General features: G+C 43.9%; 15 protein-coding genes. 13 read left to right on the top strand and 2 right to left on the bottom strand.

Going from position 1 to position 16,304, the window contains the following annotated elements:
• Positions 1-124: 124 nt before the first annotated feature.
• The 7 genes from rmuC to tatC all read left to right on the top strand — a co-directional run bounded on the left by rmuC (position 125) and on the right by tatC (position 6,300).
• Positions 125-1,675, top strand: a complete 1,551-nt coding sequence (rmuC, locus tag ACQEXP_RS19125) for a DNA recombination protein RmuC (protein ID WP_426971258.1) — start codon at positions 125-127, stop codon at positions 1,673-1,675.
• A 56-nt stretch (positions 1,676-1,731) separates the two neighbouring features.
• Complete coding sequence (gene ubiE, locus ACQEXP_RS19130) at positions 1,732-2,514, top strand: bifunctional demethylmenaquinone methyltransferase/2-methoxy-6-polyprenyl-1,4-benzoquinol methylase UbiE (RefSeq protein WP_138973693.1); 783 nt, start codon at positions 1,732-1,734, stop codon at positions 2,512-2,514.
• Between the two features lie 11 nt (positions 2,515-2,525).
• A complete protein-coding gene (locus tag ACQEXP_RS19135) occupies positions 2,526-3,131 on the top strand; it encodes a ubiquinone biosynthesis accessory factor UbiJ (protein ID WP_138973694.1) in 606 nt (201 codons plus the stop codon).
• Complete coding sequence (gene ubiB, locus ACQEXP_RS19140) at positions 3,128-4,762, top strand: ubiquinone biosynthesis regulatory protein kinase UbiB (protein WP_269378137.1); 1,635 nt, start codon at positions 3,128-3,130, stop codon at positions 4,760-4,762. The genes ACQEXP_RS19135 and ubiB overlap by 4 nt, the downstream gene beginning before the upstream one ends.
• 50 nt (positions 4,763-4,812) lie before the next feature.
• Positions 4,813-5,049 carry a Sec-independent protein translocase subunit TatA gene (tatA, locus tag ACQEXP_RS19145; RefSeq protein ID WP_138973696.1) on the top strand — a complete coding sequence of 79 codons (237 nt, stop codon included), beginning with the start codon at positions 4,813-4,815 and terminating at the stop codon, positions 5,047-5,049.
• 3 nt (positions 5,050-5,052) lie between these two features.
• Positions 5,053-5,484, top strand: a complete 432-nt coding sequence (gene tatB / locus ACQEXP_RS19150; RefSeq protein WP_426971259.1) for a Sec-independent protein translocase protein TatB — start codon at positions 5,053-5,055, stop codon at positions 5,482-5,484.
• A 63-nt stretch (positions 5,485-5,547) separates the two neighbouring features.
• A complete protein-coding gene (gene tatC / locus ACQEXP_RS19155; protein ID WP_269378135.1) occupies positions 5,548-6,300 on the top strand; it encodes a twin-arginine translocase subunit TatC in 753 nt (250 codons plus the stop codon).
• A 65-nt stretch (positions 6,301-6,365) separates the two neighbouring features.
• Here the strand turns inward: tatC and ACQEXP_RS19160 are convergent, their stop codons facing one another.
• Complete coding sequence (locus ACQEXP_RS19160) at positions 6,366-7,127, bottom strand: TatD family hydrolase (RefSeq protein ID WP_426971260.1); 762 nt, start codon at positions 7,125-7,127, stop codon at positions 6,366-6,368.
• A gap of 150 nt (positions 7,128-7,277) precedes the next feature.
• Here ACQEXP_RS19160 and hemB point away from each other — a divergent pair, with 150 nt between their 5' ends.
• From hemB to polA, 3 genes are all read left to right on the top strand, one after another.
• Positions 7,278-8,327, top strand: a complete 1,050-nt coding sequence (gene hemB / locus ACQEXP_RS19165; RefSeq protein WP_269378133.1) for a porphobilinogen synthase — start codon at positions 7,278-7,280, stop codon at positions 8,325-8,327.
• Between the two features lie 69 nt (positions 8,328-8,396).
• Positions 8,397-8,834: a GNAT family N-acetyltransferase gene (locus ACQEXP_RS19170; protein ID WP_269378132.1), complete on the top strand. Its 438-nt coding sequence runs from the start codon at positions 8,397-8,399 to the stop codon at positions 8,832-8,834.
• A 622-nt stretch (positions 8,835-9,456) separates the two neighbouring features.
• Positions 9,457-12,252, top strand: coding sequence for a DNA polymerase I (polA, locus tag ACQEXP_RS19175; RefSeq protein ID WP_426971261.1), 2,796 nt, complete (start codon positions 9,457-9,459; stop codon positions 12,250-12,252).
• A 725-nt stretch (positions 12,253-12,977) separates the two neighbouring features.
• Here polA and yihA read toward each other — a convergent pair.
• Positions 12,978-13,643, bottom strand: a complete 666-nt coding sequence (gene yihA / locus ACQEXP_RS19180) for a ribosome biogenesis GTP-binding protein YihA/YsxC (protein ID WP_269378130.1) — start codon at positions 13,641-13,643, stop codon at positions 12,978-12,980.
• A gap of 135 nt (positions 13,644-13,778) precedes the next feature.
• Here yihA and ACQEXP_RS19185 point away from each other — a divergent pair, with 135 nt between their 5' ends.
• From ACQEXP_RS19185 to yihI, 3 genes are all read left to right on the top strand, one after another.
• The gene (locus ACQEXP_RS19185) at positions 13,779-14,396 is read left to right on the top strand and encodes a c-type cytochrome (RefSeq protein WP_269378129.1); all 618 of its coding nucleotides are present in this window, start codon (positions 13,779-13,781) and stop codon (positions 14,394-14,396) included.
• A gap of 716 nt (positions 14,397-15,112) precedes the next feature.
• Complete coding sequence (locus ACQEXP_RS19190) at positions 15,113-15,751, top strand: class I SAM-dependent methyltransferase (protein WP_426971262.1); 639 nt, start codon at positions 15,113-15,115, stop codon at positions 15,749-15,751.
• Positions 15,751-16,302, top strand: a complete 552-nt coding sequence (yihI, locus tag ACQEXP_RS19195; RefSeq protein WP_426971263.1) for a Der GTPase-activating protein YihI — start codon at positions 15,751-15,753, stop codon at positions 16,300-16,302. Before ACQEXP_RS19190 ends, yihI begins: the two co-directional genes overlap by 1 nt.
• The last annotated feature ends 2 nt before the right edge of the window (positions 16,303-16,304 follow it).

Raw genomic sequence — 16,304 nt, forward strand, 5'->3', positions numbered from 1 at the left:
TTGGTGTGGTACAGAGTACGGAGCGCCTAGTCTAGCTGTTCGATATCTAGCCGACAAACTGGACATTTATCCAGTGGTCAAATACCATTGAAACTATCGAAATATGAAGAGTTAAATCATTATTATGCAATGGATTCTTGAGCATCAAGGCGTGCTGGCTAGTGGAATGATCAGTGCAATAACCAGTGGGTTGACCGTTGGCTGGTGGGTCAAACAAAAAATGCGTTTTAACCAACAGCTCCTTGAACAACAAGTAGAATCGAATCAACAGCTGGCGAGCACTCAGATAGCACAGCTAGAGAAGGAGCTGGCAGAAGCTCAGCAAGATCTTGATGAACTCGATGGTGAGCGTGATAGAGCGGCACTTGAAATTAAACAATCCCACGGAAAGCTGATGGCGGTGCTTGAGAAGCTGCGTTACTTTGAAGCGGTGAAACAAGAGCGCCAGCAGTACGCTGATGATTTAGATCGTCTTCGTGAACAAAAATCTCAGCTTGAAGCACAGTTGCGAGAGCAGGAAGCACGTCATGAGCAAGAGAATAAATCTAATCATGAGAAGCTACAGTTACTGGAACAAGCAGAAGAACGTTTAAAGCAGCAATTTGAATATCTTGCTAACCAGTTGTTTGATGCCAAAACCGCTAAGGTTGATCAGCAAAATCGCCAAAGCCTCGATGGTTTGCTTACGCCGCTAAGAGAGCAACTCGAAGGGTTTAAGAAACAGGTTAGTGATAGCTTCAATCAAGAAGCGAAAGAGCGCCATACATTAGTTCATGAGCTTAAGAATCTACAACGTCTCAATGAACAGATGAGTAAGGAAGCGTTGAATCTCACTCAAGCCTTGAAAGGTGATAACAAGCAGCAGGGCAACTGGGGTGAGGTGGTACTTGCAAGGGTGTTAGCGGAATCGGGATTGCGTGAAGGACATGAGTACCAGACTCAAGTCAGCTTACAGAACGAGGCTGGAAAGCGCTATCAGCCAGATGTCATTGTTCATTTACCGCAGAATAAGCAAGTCGTGGTGGATTCGAAGATGGCACTGGTTGCCTACGAGCGTTACTTCAACTCGGAAACTAACCATGATAGGGAGCGTGCTTTAAGTGACCACTTACTTGCAATTCGTGCTCATATCAAAGGGTTATCCCAGAAAGACTACCATCAACTAAAAGGTATCCAGAGCTTAGATTACGTATTGATGTTCATTCCCGTCGAACCTGCTTTCCAAGTTGCGATTCAGGCCGACCCAAGCCTAGTCAAAGATGCAATGGAGCAGAACATCATTTTAGTCAGTCCGACGACCTTGTTGGTTGCTTTGCGCACCATTGATAATTTATGGCGTAATGAGCGTCAAAACCAAAATGCACAAATCATTGCTGAACGGGCTAGTAAGCTCTATGACAAGCTGCGTCTGTTTGTTGATGACATGGAGAGTTTAGGTGGTGCGCTCGACAAAGCGAATCAGACCTATCAAGGGGCGATGAATAAGCTTGTTACCGGACGAGGTAATGTGATTCGTCAGGCAGAAAGCTTTAAACAGCTCGGTGTGGAGGTGAAAAAATCCATCTCAAATGACTTAGCTCAGCTCGCACATCACGATCAATTCACAGAAAATGCAAGCTTGGATAAAAATGACTCGTTCGCTGAAAGACATACGGATGAGGATAAAGTAAACTAATCGCCCGCAGTGCTTAGGTCGTATTAATTCAATGCACTGTACGAAGAGGAATCACAATGACGGATACAAGCGTGCAATCGAATACAGCTTTAGAATCTAATGAAACCACGCATTTTGGTTTCACCACCGTAGCGAAAGAAGAGAAAGTCGCAAAAGTTGCTGAAGTTTTCCACTCTGTGGCAGCTAAGTACGACATCATGAATGACCTGATGTCAGGTGGTATCCATCGCTTATGGAAACGTTTTACGATCGACTGCAGTGGTGTTCGTCCTGGTCAGCGTGTTCTTGACCTAGGTGGTGGTACAGGTGATCTGACGGCTAAATTCTCACGTATCGTCGGCGAAAAAGGCCATGTCATTCTAGCGGATATCAACAACTCAATGCTCAACGTGGGTCGTGATAAGTTACGTGACAATGGCATTGTTGGTAATGTTCATTATGTTCAGGCTAACGCGGAAGAACTTCCTTTCCCTGACGACTATTTTGACGCAATTACCATCAGCTTCTGTTTACGTAATGTAACCGACAAAGATAAAGCACTGCGTTCAATGTATCGTGTATTAAAGCCGGGTGGTCGTCTGCTTGTGCTTGAGTTCTCTAAGCCAGTATTTGAACCTCTATCAAAGGTTTATGACAGTTACTCTTTCCATTTATTGCCGAAAATGGGTGAGCTGGTGGCCAACGATGCAGAGAGTTACCGTTACCTTGCAGAGTCTATCCGTATGCACCCAGATCAAGAGACGCTAAAAGGGATGATGGACGAAGCCGGTTTTGAGCAAACCAGTTACTACAATCTGACTGGTGGCATCGTTGCGCTGCACCGTGGTTACAAATTCTAAGGTTATTCGCTATGCCATTTGAACCACTTGTAACGGCAGTGATTGAAACATCGCTCAACATTCTAATTAAGGATGACCCAGAATTGGGTCGTCGTCTTGCTCGTTTAAAAGGTCAGGTTATTCAAGTTCATCTCAAAGAACTGAATAAAACATTAACCTTTATCTTTAGCCAGCAAATTGATGTGTTGGCAAACTATGAAGGCGAGCCAGATTGTTACTTATCCCTTAATCTATCTGTACTTCCAGAATTGCGTGAACAGTCCAACATTACTCGTTTGATCAAACAAGATAAGTTGATTCTTGAAGGTGATATCCAACTGGCACAGAAGTTCTCTCAGCTTATGACGGATTGCAAACCTGACATTGAAGAGTGGTTGTCTAGAGTGACCGGTGATGTGGTTGCTCACACTGTCGTGAAAGGTGCGGCCAACGTGGGTCAAATGATTAAGTCACAAGCGACTAAGCATCAAAACCACCTTGCTCAAGTCTTAACTGAAGAGTGGAAAATAGCCCCTGCGCCACTTGAAATTGCTCACTTCTGTGATCAAGTTGATGATGTCAGAAGTCAAGCTGCACGTGTGGAAGCGAAACTTAATCAGCTATTGGAGCGTGCATGACCTTAACTGAGCTGCGTCGCTTATACCGAATTATCCGAGTCCAATTGGAATATGGTCTTGATGAGTTGCTGCCCAATCATCAATTAACTAAAGCGCCTCTGTTAGCACGAAAAAGTCTGTTCTGGATTAAGAATCAACATCCAGACAAGCCGCTTGGCGATAGACTGCGACTAGCGCTGCAAGAACTTGGTCCGGTATGGATCAAGTTTGGTCAGATGATGTCGACACGTCGCGATCTTTTTCCTCCCCAGATTGCCGATCCACTTGCCTTACTGCAGGATCAGGTTTCCCCATTTGATGGTCAGTTAGCTAAACAGCAAATAGAGCAGGCGCTAGGCGGTTCACTTGACACTTGGTTTGATGATTTTGACATTAAACCGCTGGCTTCGGCCTCCATTGCTCAGGTTCACACGGCTAAGCTAAAGTCGACTAACCAAGAAGTGGTATTAAAGGTCATTAGGCCAGATATTCGCCCGGTCATTGATGCAGATCTAAAACTGATGTACCGCATGGCGCGTATAGTCGCAAAAGCACTTCCTGAAGCACGTCGTTTAAAACCGGTTGAGGTCGTGCGTGAGTACGAGAAAACCTTACTTGATGAGCTTGATCTAAGACGTGAAGCGGCGAACGCGATTCAGCTCCGACGAAACTTTGAAGGTAGTGAAGAACTTTACGTTCCAGAAGTGATCACTGATTTCAGTAATAAAACTGTCATGGTTTCTGAGCGAATATACGGCATTCAAGTATCGGACATCGAAGGTCTGAAGGCGAATGGCACCAACATGAAGCTGCTAGCGGAACGTGGTGTAAGCGTGTTCTTTACTCAGGTATTTCGAGACAGCTTTTTTCATGCTGATATGCATCCGGGCAATGTGTTTGTTGAACCGGAGCACCCTGAGAATCCTCGTTGGATAGGCTTAGATTGTGGCATTGTCGGTACGCTTAATAGTGAAGATAAACGCTATTTAGCAGAGAACTTTTTAGCTTTCTTTAACCGAGACTATCGCCGAGTCGCTGAACTGCATGTTGAGTCAGGTTGGGTTCCACGTGAAACCAATGTGGATGAGTTTGAATTTGCTATCCGTATTGTATGTGAGCCTATATTTGCTAAGCCTTTGTGCGAAATTTCATTTGGTCATGTGCTATTGAATCTCTTCAATACAGCACGACGATTTAATATGGAAGTTCAGCCTCAGTTGGTTTTGCTACAAAAAACCTTGCTCTATGTGGAAGGCCTAGGTCGACAGCTATACCCTCAATTGGATTTGTGGGAAACCGCTAAACCATTCCTCGAAGAGTGGATGATGAACCAAGTAGGGCCTCAGGCGGTGATTAATGCGGTGAAAGATAGAGCGCCGTTCTGGGCCGAAAAATTGCCAGAGTTGCCTGAGCTTCTGTATGACAGCTTGCGTCAGGGCAAGATGATGAATCAGCGCATGGATCAGCTATATCAAGGTTATCGTTCCAGCAAGCGTCAGCAAGCGACAGGAAAATTTTTATTTGGTGTTGGTGCCACATTAGTCGTATGCTCGGCAATATTGGTCAACAGCACATATGAGCAACTTTCAATGGTGAGCGCACTAGGTGGCGTCACATTTTGGTTGCTTAGTTGGCGAGCTTATCGTCGATAGACGTTAAACTCTTGAAATAATTTTGTTTAATAAGACCCGAGGTAAAAAGAATGGGTGGTATTAGTATTTGGCAACTTCTAATTATTGCTGTCATCGTTGTTCTACTGTTTGGTACTAAGAAACTACGTGGCATTGGCGGCGATCTTGGTAGCGCAGTAAAAGGCTTTAAGAAAGCGATGAGTGAAGATGATGCGGCTAAGAAAGACGCTGACTTCGAGCAAAAGAACCTAGAACAGCAGAAAACGGACGCGACTGCTGAAACTAAGAAAGACAAAGAGCAGGCGTAACTCGTGTTTGATATCGGTTTTTGGGAACTGGTATTAATATCTGTCGTTGGGCTGGTGGTTCTTGGTCCGGAGCGTTTGCCTCATGCAATTCGCAGTGTCTCTAAGTTTATAGGCGCAGCAAAGAATATGGCGAACAGTGTGAAAGATGAGCTTTCTCACGAGCTTAAGATACAAGAACTGCAAGAAAACTTGCGTAAAGCGGAACAAATGGGGATGGAAGACCTTTCCCCAGAGCTGAAGGCTTCGGTAGAGCAGTTGAAGCAAGCTGCGCAAGATGTACAACGCCCATATGCGAGCAAAAGCGACTCAGCATTGAATAAGTCTGAGACAGTGAATGAGAGTATTGAATCCGTTCCAAGCGCCAATGACTCCACGGAGAAGGTTGAGAGTTTATCTCCTCAACCATCGCCACAGGCAGATAAAAAAGCCGAATAGTCTCGCATTAGGAGGAGCTGTTTAATTGCAGCTCCTTTTCGATTTTTTTGAGTAGAGGTTTCCATGTCTTCTGTTGAGCAGACACAGCCTTTGATCAGTCACCTATTGGAGCTACGAAATCGCTTATTACGTGCAATTCTAGCCGTGTTAGTGGTGTTCATAGGGCTGATCTATTTCTCCAATGATATCTATGAGTTTATCTCTGCACCTTTGGTAGAGCGTTTACCAGAAGGGGCAACGATGATTGCAACTGATGTTGCATCTCCGTTCTTTACCCCGTTAAAGCTGACATTAATAGCGTCTATTTTTCTCGCGGTACCGTTTATTCTTTATCAAGTTTGGGCTTTCGTTGCACCGGGCTTATATAAACATGAACGTAGACTCATCATGCCACTTATGTTTTCAAGTTCACTACTGTTTTACTGTGGTGTTGCTTTTGCCTACTTTGTGGTATTTCCATTAGTGTTTGGATTCTTCACCGCTATCTCGTTGGGTGGAGTGGAGTTTGCGACAGACATTTCGAGTTATCTCGATTTTGTACTGGCTCTATTCCTCGCATTTGGTATTGCATTTGAAGTTCCAGTCGCAATTATTTTGTTGTGTTGGACAGGTGCAACCACACCGAAAAGCTTGAGTGAAAAACGTCCATATATTGTGGTCGGCGCATTTGTCGTTGGTATGATGCTAACGCCACCAGATATGATTTCACAAACCTTGCTGGCAATACCGATGTGTTTGCTTTTTGAGGTGGGTTTATTCTTTGCTCGTTTCTATGTTCGCAAGGACGAGGCTGATGGGCAGGAAGAAGAAGTCTAATCTTCTACCAAATACATAAAAGGCTTGCCAATCGGCAAGCCTTTTTCGTTTAAAGAGATATTGATTCAAAGGGCAAACAGGGTTGTCGCGTTCTGTGTGGTTAACTGGTCTACCTGCTCGACACTGATTTGGCGCAGCTCAGCGATACGTTGGGCAACCAAAGAGGTATAAGCGGGCTCATTACGCTTACCACGATGAGGAACGGGCGCTAAATAAGGGCAGTCCGTTTCAAGGATGACATAGTTCATATCAAGATGAGGTATCACCTTGTCCATCCCGCCATTTTTAAAAGTAGACACGCCTCCAAGGCCGAGGTGGAATCCAAGGTCATTGATTGCTTTAGCCTCTTCGAGACTGCCACCAAAGCAGTGGAACACGCCTGATAGGGAACCGTCTTGTTCCTGACTTAGTAAGCTCAGGGTTTCCTCAATCGAATCTCGCGTATGGATGACAACAGGCAGTTTCATCTCTTTCGCCCAATTGAGCTGTGTGATGAAGGCCATCTCTTGCTCTGCTCTAAAGGTCTTATCCCAGTAAAGGTCAATACCGATCTCGCCCACGGCAATAAAGCGATGTTTCTCAAACCATGAATAGATGATATCCAGCGTCTGTTTGACATTGCCATCGACATAGCAAGGGTGGAGTCCCATCATCGAACGGCAAATCTGTGGGTATTGCGCTTCAGTAGCGAGCATTGGCTCTATCGAATCTAAGTCGATATTAGGTAACAATATTCTATCAATGCCTTGGGCTAGGGCCCGTTTAACTACGTCATCACGGTCTGCATCAAATTCACTGGCATAGATATGCGCATGGGTATCGATCATGGTCAGTCTCTGGAACTCATTTAATGGATGCCAGTATACGGCAGTGTGAGCATTTGGTCATTTTTTGCATTTTTCTACTTTGTTGCTAGCGTCACTACCGAGGAGTGATATTATGCAATCCAAGCACTTTCACCAGACAAGGAGAATAGAGTGTCAGTTTCGATTCAAGGTCAGTTCCCTGGCCGTCGCATGCGCCGTCTGCGCAAGCATGACTTTAGCCGCCGTCTAATGGCTGAAAACCAACTGTCTGTAAATGATTTGATTTACCCAATGTTTATTTTAATGGGTAAAGATCGCCGCGAAACCGTGGAATCTATGCCTGGCATTGAACGTCTTTCTATTGATTTGATGTTAGAAGAAGCTCAATACCTTGCTCAGTTGGGTGTGCCAGCGATTGCTCTATTTCCTGTTGTGAATCAAGACGCAAAAAGTGTGTGCGCAGCGGAAGCGTACAACCCAGAAGGTTTGGTGCAACGTGCAGTACGCTCTCTAAAAGAGCACATCCCAGAAATCGGTGTTATCACAGATGTGGCTCTTGATCCGTTCACCACACATGGTCAGGACGGTATCATCGATGAAGAGGGTTACGTACTTAACGATGAAACCACTCAAGTTCTGATTAAACAGGCGCTATCACACGCAGAGGCAGGCGCAGATGTCGTCGCTCCTTCTGACATGATGGATGGTCGTATCGGCGCAATTCGAGAAGCGCTTGAGCAGGCTGGTCACATCAATACTCAGATCATGGCTTACTCTGCGAAGTATGCATCATGTTACTACGGCCCATTCCGCGATGCGGTTGGTAGTGCGAGCAACCTTAAAGGTGGCAATAAGAAGAACTACCAAATGGATCCGGCGAACAGTGATGAAGCGATTCACGAAGTCGCGATGGACGTCAACGAAGGCGCCGATATGGTTATGGTTAAGCCAGGCATGCCTTATCTTGATATCGTTCGTCGTGTTAAGTCTGAGCTACAAGTTCCAACATTTGCTTATCAGGTTTCTGGTGAGTATGCGATGCACAAAGCGGCTTTTGCCAATGGTTGGTTGAAAGAGCGTGAGACGGTGATGGAATCTCTGTTGTGCTTTAAGCGCGCAGGCGCCGATGGCATTCTGACCTACTTTGCTAAAGATGTTGCTGAATGGTTGGCGCAAGAGAATGCACAGGCAGCTGAATATCTTAAAGGCTCACAAGAGTAAAGCCATAACATTGATTTGTTGAATTAAAGGCTAGCAATCCGCTGGCCTTTTTGTTTTTGGGGAAGAGTAATGACAGTTATATGCCGCGAAGGGACGTTGACTGAGTGTGTTGAGGTTGTGAATGACATTACCGAGTTTATTCATAAAGAAACCATTGGTAGTTTATCTGAGCGACTCGAAGGAAAACGCTATCTCATCCAGATTGCTGAGGAAGAAGGGCAGTTGCTCGGCTTTAAGATTGGCTATCAACTGGATGAAGAAACGTTTTATAGCTGGTTTGGCGGTGTTTCGTCTAAGGCGAGAAATAAAGGTGTCGCACAGAAATTGTTAGATGTTCAAGAGCGTTGGGTAAAGGAACAAGGCTATAAACAACTCAAAGTGAAATCGAGAAACCAGTTTCCAGCGATGTTAAGACTCTTACTTAGAAATGGTTATCTCATTGAAAAATTTGAACAAAAAAATCCTTTGCTGGAGAGCCGAATTCACTTTTTGAAGGTACTCAAGTGAGTTAAAAAAATAAATGAGATTTTTTCTCATTTAGATGTTGACGCATTAAATGAGAATGGTTATTATTTATCTCGTCTTAGGGAATGAGAGAAGTTCACAAGGACGGTGAGTTACCAAATTCAACATTGGAGTTGGTGATGACACAGAACTTAATCGAACTTGCACGAGTTCTTTTTGACACGACATTGCTCACATTGCTTCCAGTGTAATTTATAGCTTTATGGCAAAGCAGAGACATTCACCTGAATATGCTTTGACCCCTTTTTGCTAGGCGACATCGAAAGATGTCGCTTTTTTTATACCTAAGATTTTTGGATGAACAAAAGGACACCAATAGTCTTTTCCACAGTTAAGGATCATTGTTAGATCGAGTTAGGAATGATCGATCTAATTAAATGTTCTTTTATTACATGTAGTTAAGATGTGCTGGTTGTCTTTTTGCTAACCATTTATATCCTGTGGGTAAATAATATAAACAGAGTTATCCACAATTTTGGCGTTCTGTTGAAAAAGGAATGTGCAAATGTGTGAGTCGGTCGCAAAGAGTTAAAATGGATTCACTCTCGCAGTCATGGCATCCTAGGCAGATCTTATTTGCATTCTCTTTGGATACGTACAAGCTATGGCCCATATTCCTGATAATCCGTTAATCCTAATTGACGGTTCTTCTTACCTTTATCGCGCATTCCATGCTTATCCAGGCACGATGAGCAATGGTGATATTCCTACCAACGCTGTCTATGGTGTGGTGAATATGTTGCGCAGCATGATGCGTCAATTTGCTTCTGACCGTATTGCTGTGGTTTTTGATGCGAAAGGTAAAACTTTCCGTGATGACATGTATCCAGAGTACAAGGCAAACCGACCACCGATGCCCGATGATCTGCGCTGTCAGATCGAACCGTTGCACAACGTCATTCGTGCAATGGGCTTACCTTTGATCTGCATTCCCGGAGTTGAGGCGGATGATGTCATCGGTACGTTAGCTTACCAAGCATCGCAAGAAGGCATGCCGGTACTGATTAGTACGGGTGATAAGGACATGGCTCAGTTGGTCGACGACAACATCACACTGATCAATACCATGACTAACGTGGTAATGGATCGTGAAGGGGTGGTTGAGAAGTTTGGTATTCCACCTGAGTTGATCATCGACTATCTCGCTTTAATGGGCGACAAAGTGGATAACATTCCTGGGGTTCCTGGTGTTGGTGATAAAACGGCTACTGCACTGCTACAAGGGATCGGTGGTATCGATAAGCTTTATGAAAACCTTGATGATATCGCAGGCTTAGGGTTCCGCGGTTCTAAGACCATGGCGCAGAAGCTAATTGATAACAAAGAGAATGCTGAGCTTTCTTACCAATTGGCAACCATCAAACTGGATGTTGAGTTAGATTGCACGCCTGAATCACTTCTCAAGGCGGAACCAAATAAAGATGAATTGATTAAGCTCTACGGTCAGTTAGTGTTTAAATCATGGTTAAATGAGCTGCTTGATGGTGGTACGGGTGTCGTAGAAGCCGACGAAAAGTCAGGTGCTCAGAGTAATAGTGCATCAGCAAGCTCAGTGCCAGATATGGATACATCGGCAGTGACCATAGATCGTAGTCAGTATGAGACGATTCTAGATGAAGCGACATTCAATGTTTGGCTAGAGAAATTAAAATCAGCGGAAGTCTTCGCTTTCGACACAGAAACTGACAGCCTAGATTACATGATTGCAAATTTAGTTGGTGTGTCGTTTGCGACAGAAGAGGGCGTCGCTGCTTATGTTCCTGTTGCTCATGATTATCTTGACGCACCTCAGCAGCTAGACCGTGATTGGGTGTTGGAGCAGTTGAAGCCAATACTTGAAGACGATAACCAAGCGAAAGTGGGACAAAACCTGAAATACGATGCTAGCGTGCTCGCTCGCTATGGTATCGAGATGAAAGGCATCAAGCATGACACCATGTTAGCCTCATACGTTTATAACAGCGTTGGTGGCAAGCACGATATGGATAGCTTGGCACTTCGTTTCCTACAGCATAGCTGTATCTCATTTGAACAGATTGCTGGTAAGGGTAAAAAGCAGCTTACCTTCAACCAGATTGAGCTTGATCAGGCGTCACCGTATGCAGCCGAAGATGCCGATGTCACACTTCGTCTTCACAACCGCTTGATGGAAAACATCGAACAAGACGCTAAGCTCAAAGCGATTTACCAAGAGATAGAAGTGCCTTTGGTGCCCGTTCTTTCTCGCATTGAGCGTACTGGTGTTCTCATTGATGACATGAAACTCGCAGCCCAGTCTCAGGAAATCGCCCTACGCTTAGATGAACTAGAGCAGAAGGCGTATGAGATCGCTGAGCAAGAGTTCAACATGAACTCTCCTAAACAGTTGCAGGTTCTATTATTTGAAAAAATGGGTCTGCCTGTAATTAAGAAGACGCCATCTGGTACGCCATCAACTAATGAAGAAGTACTGCAAGAGCTGGCTCTAGATTATCCACTACCTAAAGTCATCCTAGAATATCGTGGCTTAGCGAAGTTGAAGTCTACCTACACGGATAAGCTACCGAAGATGATTAATCCGGTGACAGGCCGTGTGCATACTTCCTATCATCAAGCTGTTACTGCGACAGGTCGCTTGTCATCAACGGATCCTAACCTACAAAATATCCCTATCCGTAATGAAGAAGGCCGTCGAATTCGTCAGGCATTTGTGGCGCCTCATGGATACAAGATCATGGCAGTCGACTATTCGCAAATCGAACTGCGTATTATGGCTCACTTATCTGGTGATAAAGCACTACTGGACGCGTTCCAGCAAGGGAAAGATATTCATGCTGCTACGGCTGCGGAGATCATGGGTACGACAATAGACCAAGTGAGTTCTGAACAACGTCGTCGCGCTAAAGCGGTTAACTTTGGTCTGATTTACGGCATGAGTGCTTTTGGTTTGGCGAAGCAACTTGGTATTCCTCGTGGCGAAGCGCAAGACTACATGAACAAATACTTCGAACGTTACCCTGGTGTCATGCAGTACATGGAAGATACTCGTAGTGCCGCAGCTGAGCTGGGCTATGTTGAAACCATTTTTGGTCGCCGTTTGCACTTACCTGAAATTCAGTCTCGTAACGGCATGCGTCGTAAAGCTGCAGAGCGAGCGGCAATCAACGCTCCAATGCAGGGAACTGCGGCCGACATCATCAAGAAAGCGATGTTGTTAGTCGATCAGTGGATTCAAGCTGAAGGTGATGGTCGCGTAAAACTCCTGATGCAAGTTCACGATGAACTGGTTTTTGAAGTTCAAGAGTCAGCTTTGACCGAAATTGAAAGTAAAGTACAGGAATTGATGGAATCAGCAGCTGAGCTGGCAGTACCACTTGTGGCTGAAGCGGGTCATGGTGATAACTGGGATCAGGCTCACTAGACAAAAAATAACCATTTTAATGAAATTAACATGAGCCAGCGCACAAACGCTGGCTTTTTTTTGTCGTGAATAAAGTATTGAATGGCTCTGTCTAAATGTTGCTAAATAAAATTTTAATGAAAAAAACTTACAAAAGTGGTTTTCATTTCTGACCAATTGTTGTACATTAATCGACGTAGGGTACAGAGGTAAGATGTTCTATCTTTCAGACCTTTTGTTTCACGTTATTGGATTAGGCTGATTCAGCCGCCCCAGTCAGCTTTTGACTGGGGCGTTTTTTATTGGGCCAAATAAAACTTTGTGGCTCTACCCAAGTAACATTTCTACTGCTTTTATTCCTGTCTTATATCATCAAAGCAAACCATCTCTATCTTCAGTTTTGTAACTAAAAGAAAATATGTAACTTATTACCAGTCACACTTTGGTTATTTTGACTCGAAAATCAAAACCTTGGTTCGTCGCGAAATTTAGATTTAATTTAAATTAAAATTTTATAAATCAATCGGTTGTAATTTTTTGTCTTTTGATTGATGCAGGATTCTAGTGGGAGAGATTAAGTTGATTTGCAACGGCAGATAACAGATCCTTAGCAAATAATAATTAATAATACCTATTCTCTCCCGTTGCCCCATCTGACAAGGTGGGGCTTTTATTATCGGATTCAGATAACCCAAATAAAAAAGCCCCACCAATGAGGTAGGGCTAGATATCACGACAATCCGGGCTTATTCGATTTCGTTGTCACTATTTTCTTCGTCAACAATCTCATCAACCAGAGCTTCTGCTAGTGCTGGTGCAAACCATTCATCAAGTTTGTTACGTAATACGTCAACACCAATGCCTTTAAGTGATGAGAAAGCAGCAACACTAACATCTCCACCAAAGCCGACAGCGTCTTTCTTGATTTTCAACACTTGGGCTTTGCGAGCACCGCTTTTTAACTTGTCAGCTTTAGTGAGCAGGACTTGAACAGGAATGCCACTATCTACTGCCCAGAAAATCAATTGCTGGTCTAGGTCTTTCATTGGATGACGGATATCCATCAGTACGACCAGTCCCTTCAAACATTGACGTTTTTGTAGGTACTCGCCTAAAGACTTTTGCCACTTTTTCTTCATTTCTAGAGGAACTTGAGCAAAGCCGTATCCTGGAAGATCGACAATATGGCAACCCTCTGTCACTTTGAAAAGGTTAATAAGTTGTGTACGACCTGGGGTTTTACTGGTTTTCGCAAGGCTACGTTGATTAGTCAGGCGATTTAAAGAGCTCGACTTACCCGCATTGGAGCGTCCAGCAAACGCAACTTCGATACCTTCATCCTCTGGCAAATGACGAATATCAGGTGCACTAGTGATGAAATGCGTGTTTTGATAATGAATTTTTACGCTCACTGTTAACTCCATCTCGACTTTGTGTAGTCGATTGATTACTTTTTTGTGAAATTGTGTAAAATAACCGTGCTCGGCATAAGGTCGCCTATTGTACCATGAGTGGTACCGGAAGCTTGATAATTATAATGGAATGTCATGAAGAAATTAGCGCTAATCTTGAGTCTTTTAGCCAGCTGCTCTGTGTGGGCCCAAGGCAGCATTGAAGCTGGTAAAGCAAAATCCCAAACATGTGTTGCCTGCCATGGTGCTGATGGCAACAGTCAACTCGCAATGTACCCTAAGCTAGCAGGTCAGCATGCTAAATATATTGAAAAGCAGCTTAAAGATCTGAAACTGGGTATGACCAGTGGTGGAAAGCAAGGTCGTTACGACCCTGTCATGAGTGGCATGGCTATGCCGCTGACAGAGCAAGACATGCAAGATCTGTCTGCTTACTACGCATCACTTCCTATTTCTAACAACACAACTCCAGAGAATGTTGTTGAAAAAGGCAAGGTGCTGTACTCCGCAGGTGATGCTGAGCGTGGTTTAACTGCATGTATTGCGTGTCATGGCCCTCGTGGTAATGGTACTGAATTGTCTGGCTTCCCTAAAATTTCTGGCCAGCATGCAGATTACATCAAAGCCCAACTTGAGAAATTCCGTGATAGCAATCGCGCTAACGATATGAACGCTATGATGCGTGATATCGCGAAAAAGCTAACGGATGAAGATATTGATACTCTTTCTAAATACGTTGGTGGCCTACACTAAGCCCTACTTATCCGTTCGAGCATAAAGTTGTAAAGAAAAAGCCCAGACTCAGTTCTGGGCTTTTTCGTTTGCGCTTGGTCACATCTCAATTTAGTCAACGATGGATGATCTATCCCTATTGTTTGTGAGAGATCGACCATATGTTGCACTTCATTTCTCTCTTGTGTTTTTATAAATGGCTGAAAAATAAATGAATAAAAAAATCACAAGAAAATAATCGTATTTTTTCTTATTAGTGGATTGTTCAATGAGAGTAAAACGCTAAAGTGTATTCATCAGCAGGACGTTGATATCGGATATCAGACTAGGAAGTCTCCATGGAAGCAAGTAATGGACGCTTGGTAGTTGAAGAATGGATACAGGGTAGGTAGGACACCTACTTGATAAGGATGGTCACTTTGTCTAATGGTTAAAGACAATGGAAAGGATCAGGCTAAGGAATAGCTCAGGTAGCAGGAAGTAAAAAGGAAAGCCAAAACTCACCAGGATGGTGGCAAACAACACTTTTGGCAGGGAAAGCACCTAAAACAAATGGAATATTGGTGCACTAAAATAAGTGCAACACAGTTTGGCCGAAAGGCATTTAGAAAGCGATAGAGTAGCTCTATCGCTTTTTTTATTCCTAATTTTCATGAATCGATGAATATTTGCACAATAGTGCTCCACTCTAACGAGACTTTCTGGTATGTTTCGCATCCCCGTTTGAGGATGGAACAATGCATAACTGCCCCCTTTGTCAAAGCTTGGAGATTGAACACTACTATGCAGATAAGCGACGAGAGTATCTTCGCTGTCAGCAGTGTGAGCTTGTTTTCGTTAATCCTGATCATCGTTTAGATGCAAAAGAAGAAAAAGCCCACTACGATTTGCATGAGAATGATCCAGCCGATGAAGGGTATCGACGCTTTTTATCTAGGGTCTCTGACCCCATATTAGAGCGTATTGAGCCAAGTTCTCACGGAATTGATTTTGGTTGTGGCCCGGGACCAACATTATCACTAATGTTGCAAGAGCAGGGGCATACCATGAGTTTGTACGATATTTACTATCACCCAGATGCTGAGGTGTTGAGTAAAACGTATGACTTTATGACTGCCACTGAAGTAATAGAGCATTTATATCAGCCTAACCAAGTGTGGCAGCAATGGTTGAATTTAGTTAAGCCGGGTGGCTGGATTGGTCTAATGACCAAAATGGTCATTGATGTTGAAGCGTTTGCCTCATGGCACTATAAAAATGATCCTACGCATGTGGTCTTTTTTAGTCGGAATACGTTTCGCTATCTGGCAGAGCGGGATCAGCTCGAGCTTGAATTTATTGGTAATGATGTAATTTTACTAAGGAAAGCCCAGTAATGAGCCGTAGTAAGAAAAAGAGATCTGTTGGTCACAACGAAGTTATCGTTGTACGTAACCGCACACAATCAGACGTTGAAGGACGTCTACGTAAAAGAGATAAAAAGCGCAAAGGCCTAAAGACTGGCAGCCGCAACTCTGACGAAAAACAGCAGAAGTCACAAACAGCTGGTCAGCAACGTGACCCGCGTTTAGGCAGCAAGAAAAAGATTCCTTTGATTGTCGAGCCGCAGAAGAAGCTAACCAAATCAGAGCGACGTCTCAATGCTGAACAAGAGCTAGAGATGCTAGAAAATGACGCTCAACTGAACGTGTTGCTAGACCGTATTGATGAAGGTGAAAACCTAGGTGCAGGCCTACAGAAATACGTTGATGAGAAACTTGCGCGCATTGAAGTGTTGATGAAGCAATTGGGCATCTATGATGAAGATGATTCAGAGCAATCAGTGGATGAATCACCAATGGTGGAAGCAAGCTACAAGAAAGCACAATCGGATGACGATTTACTCTCTCAGTTTGAAGATCTGGATTTGAACCAATTTAAAGGATAAGT

The sequence above is a fragment of the Vibrio sp. TRT 1302 genome, from assembly GCF_050113875.1.
Taxonomy (GTDB): domain Bacteria; phylum Pseudomonadota; class Gammaproteobacteria; order Enterobacterales; family Vibrionaceae; genus Vibrio.

Bases quoted from the DNA above. Each gene is read 5' to 3' on its own strand.
- ACQEXP_RS19185 (WP_269378129.1), top strand. From the start codon at position 13,779: ATGAAGAAATTAGCGCTAATCTTGAGTCTTTTAGCCAGCTGCTCTGTG.
- rmuC (WP_426971258.1), top strand. From the start codon at position 125: ATGCAATGGATTCTTGAGCATCAAGGCGTGCTGGCTAGTGGAATGATC.
- yihI (WP_426971263.1), top strand. From the start codon at position 15,751: ATGAGCCGTAGTAAGAAAAAGAGATCTGTTGGTCACAACGAAGTTATC.
- tatA (WP_138973696.1), top strand. From the start codon at position 4,813: ATGGGTGGTATTAGTATTTGGCAACTTCTAATTATTGCTGTCATCGTT.
- ubiE (WP_138973693.1), top strand. From the start codon at position 1,732: ATGACGGATACAAGCGTGCAATCGAATACAGCTTTAGAATCTAATGAA.
- ACQEXP_RS19135 (WP_138973694.1), top strand. From the start codon at position 2,526: ATGCCATTTGAACCACTTGTAACGGCAGTGATTGAAACATCGCTCAAC.
- tatC (WP_269378135.1), top strand. From the start codon at position 5,548: ATGTCTTCTGTTGAGCAGACACAGCCTTTGATCAGTCACCTATTGGAG.
- ACQEXP_RS19160 (WP_426971260.1), bottom strand. From the start codon at position 7,127: ATGATCGATACCCATGCGCATATCTATGCCAGTGAATTTGATGCAGAC.
- ACQEXP_RS19170 (WP_269378132.1), top strand. From the start codon at position 8,397: ATGACAGTTATATGCCGCGAAGGGACGTTGACTGAGTGTGTTGAGGTT.
- ubiB (WP_269378137.1), top strand. From the start codon at position 3,128: ATGACCTTAACTGAGCTGCGTCGCTTATACCGAATTATCCGAGTCCAA.
- polA (WP_426971261.1), top strand. From the start codon at position 9,457: ATGGCCCATATTCCTGATAATCCGTTAATCCTAATTGACGGTTCTTCT.
- ACQEXP_RS19190 (WP_426971262.1), top strand. From the start codon at position 15,113: ATGCATAACTGCCCCCTTTGTCAAAGCTTGGAGATTGAACACTACTAT.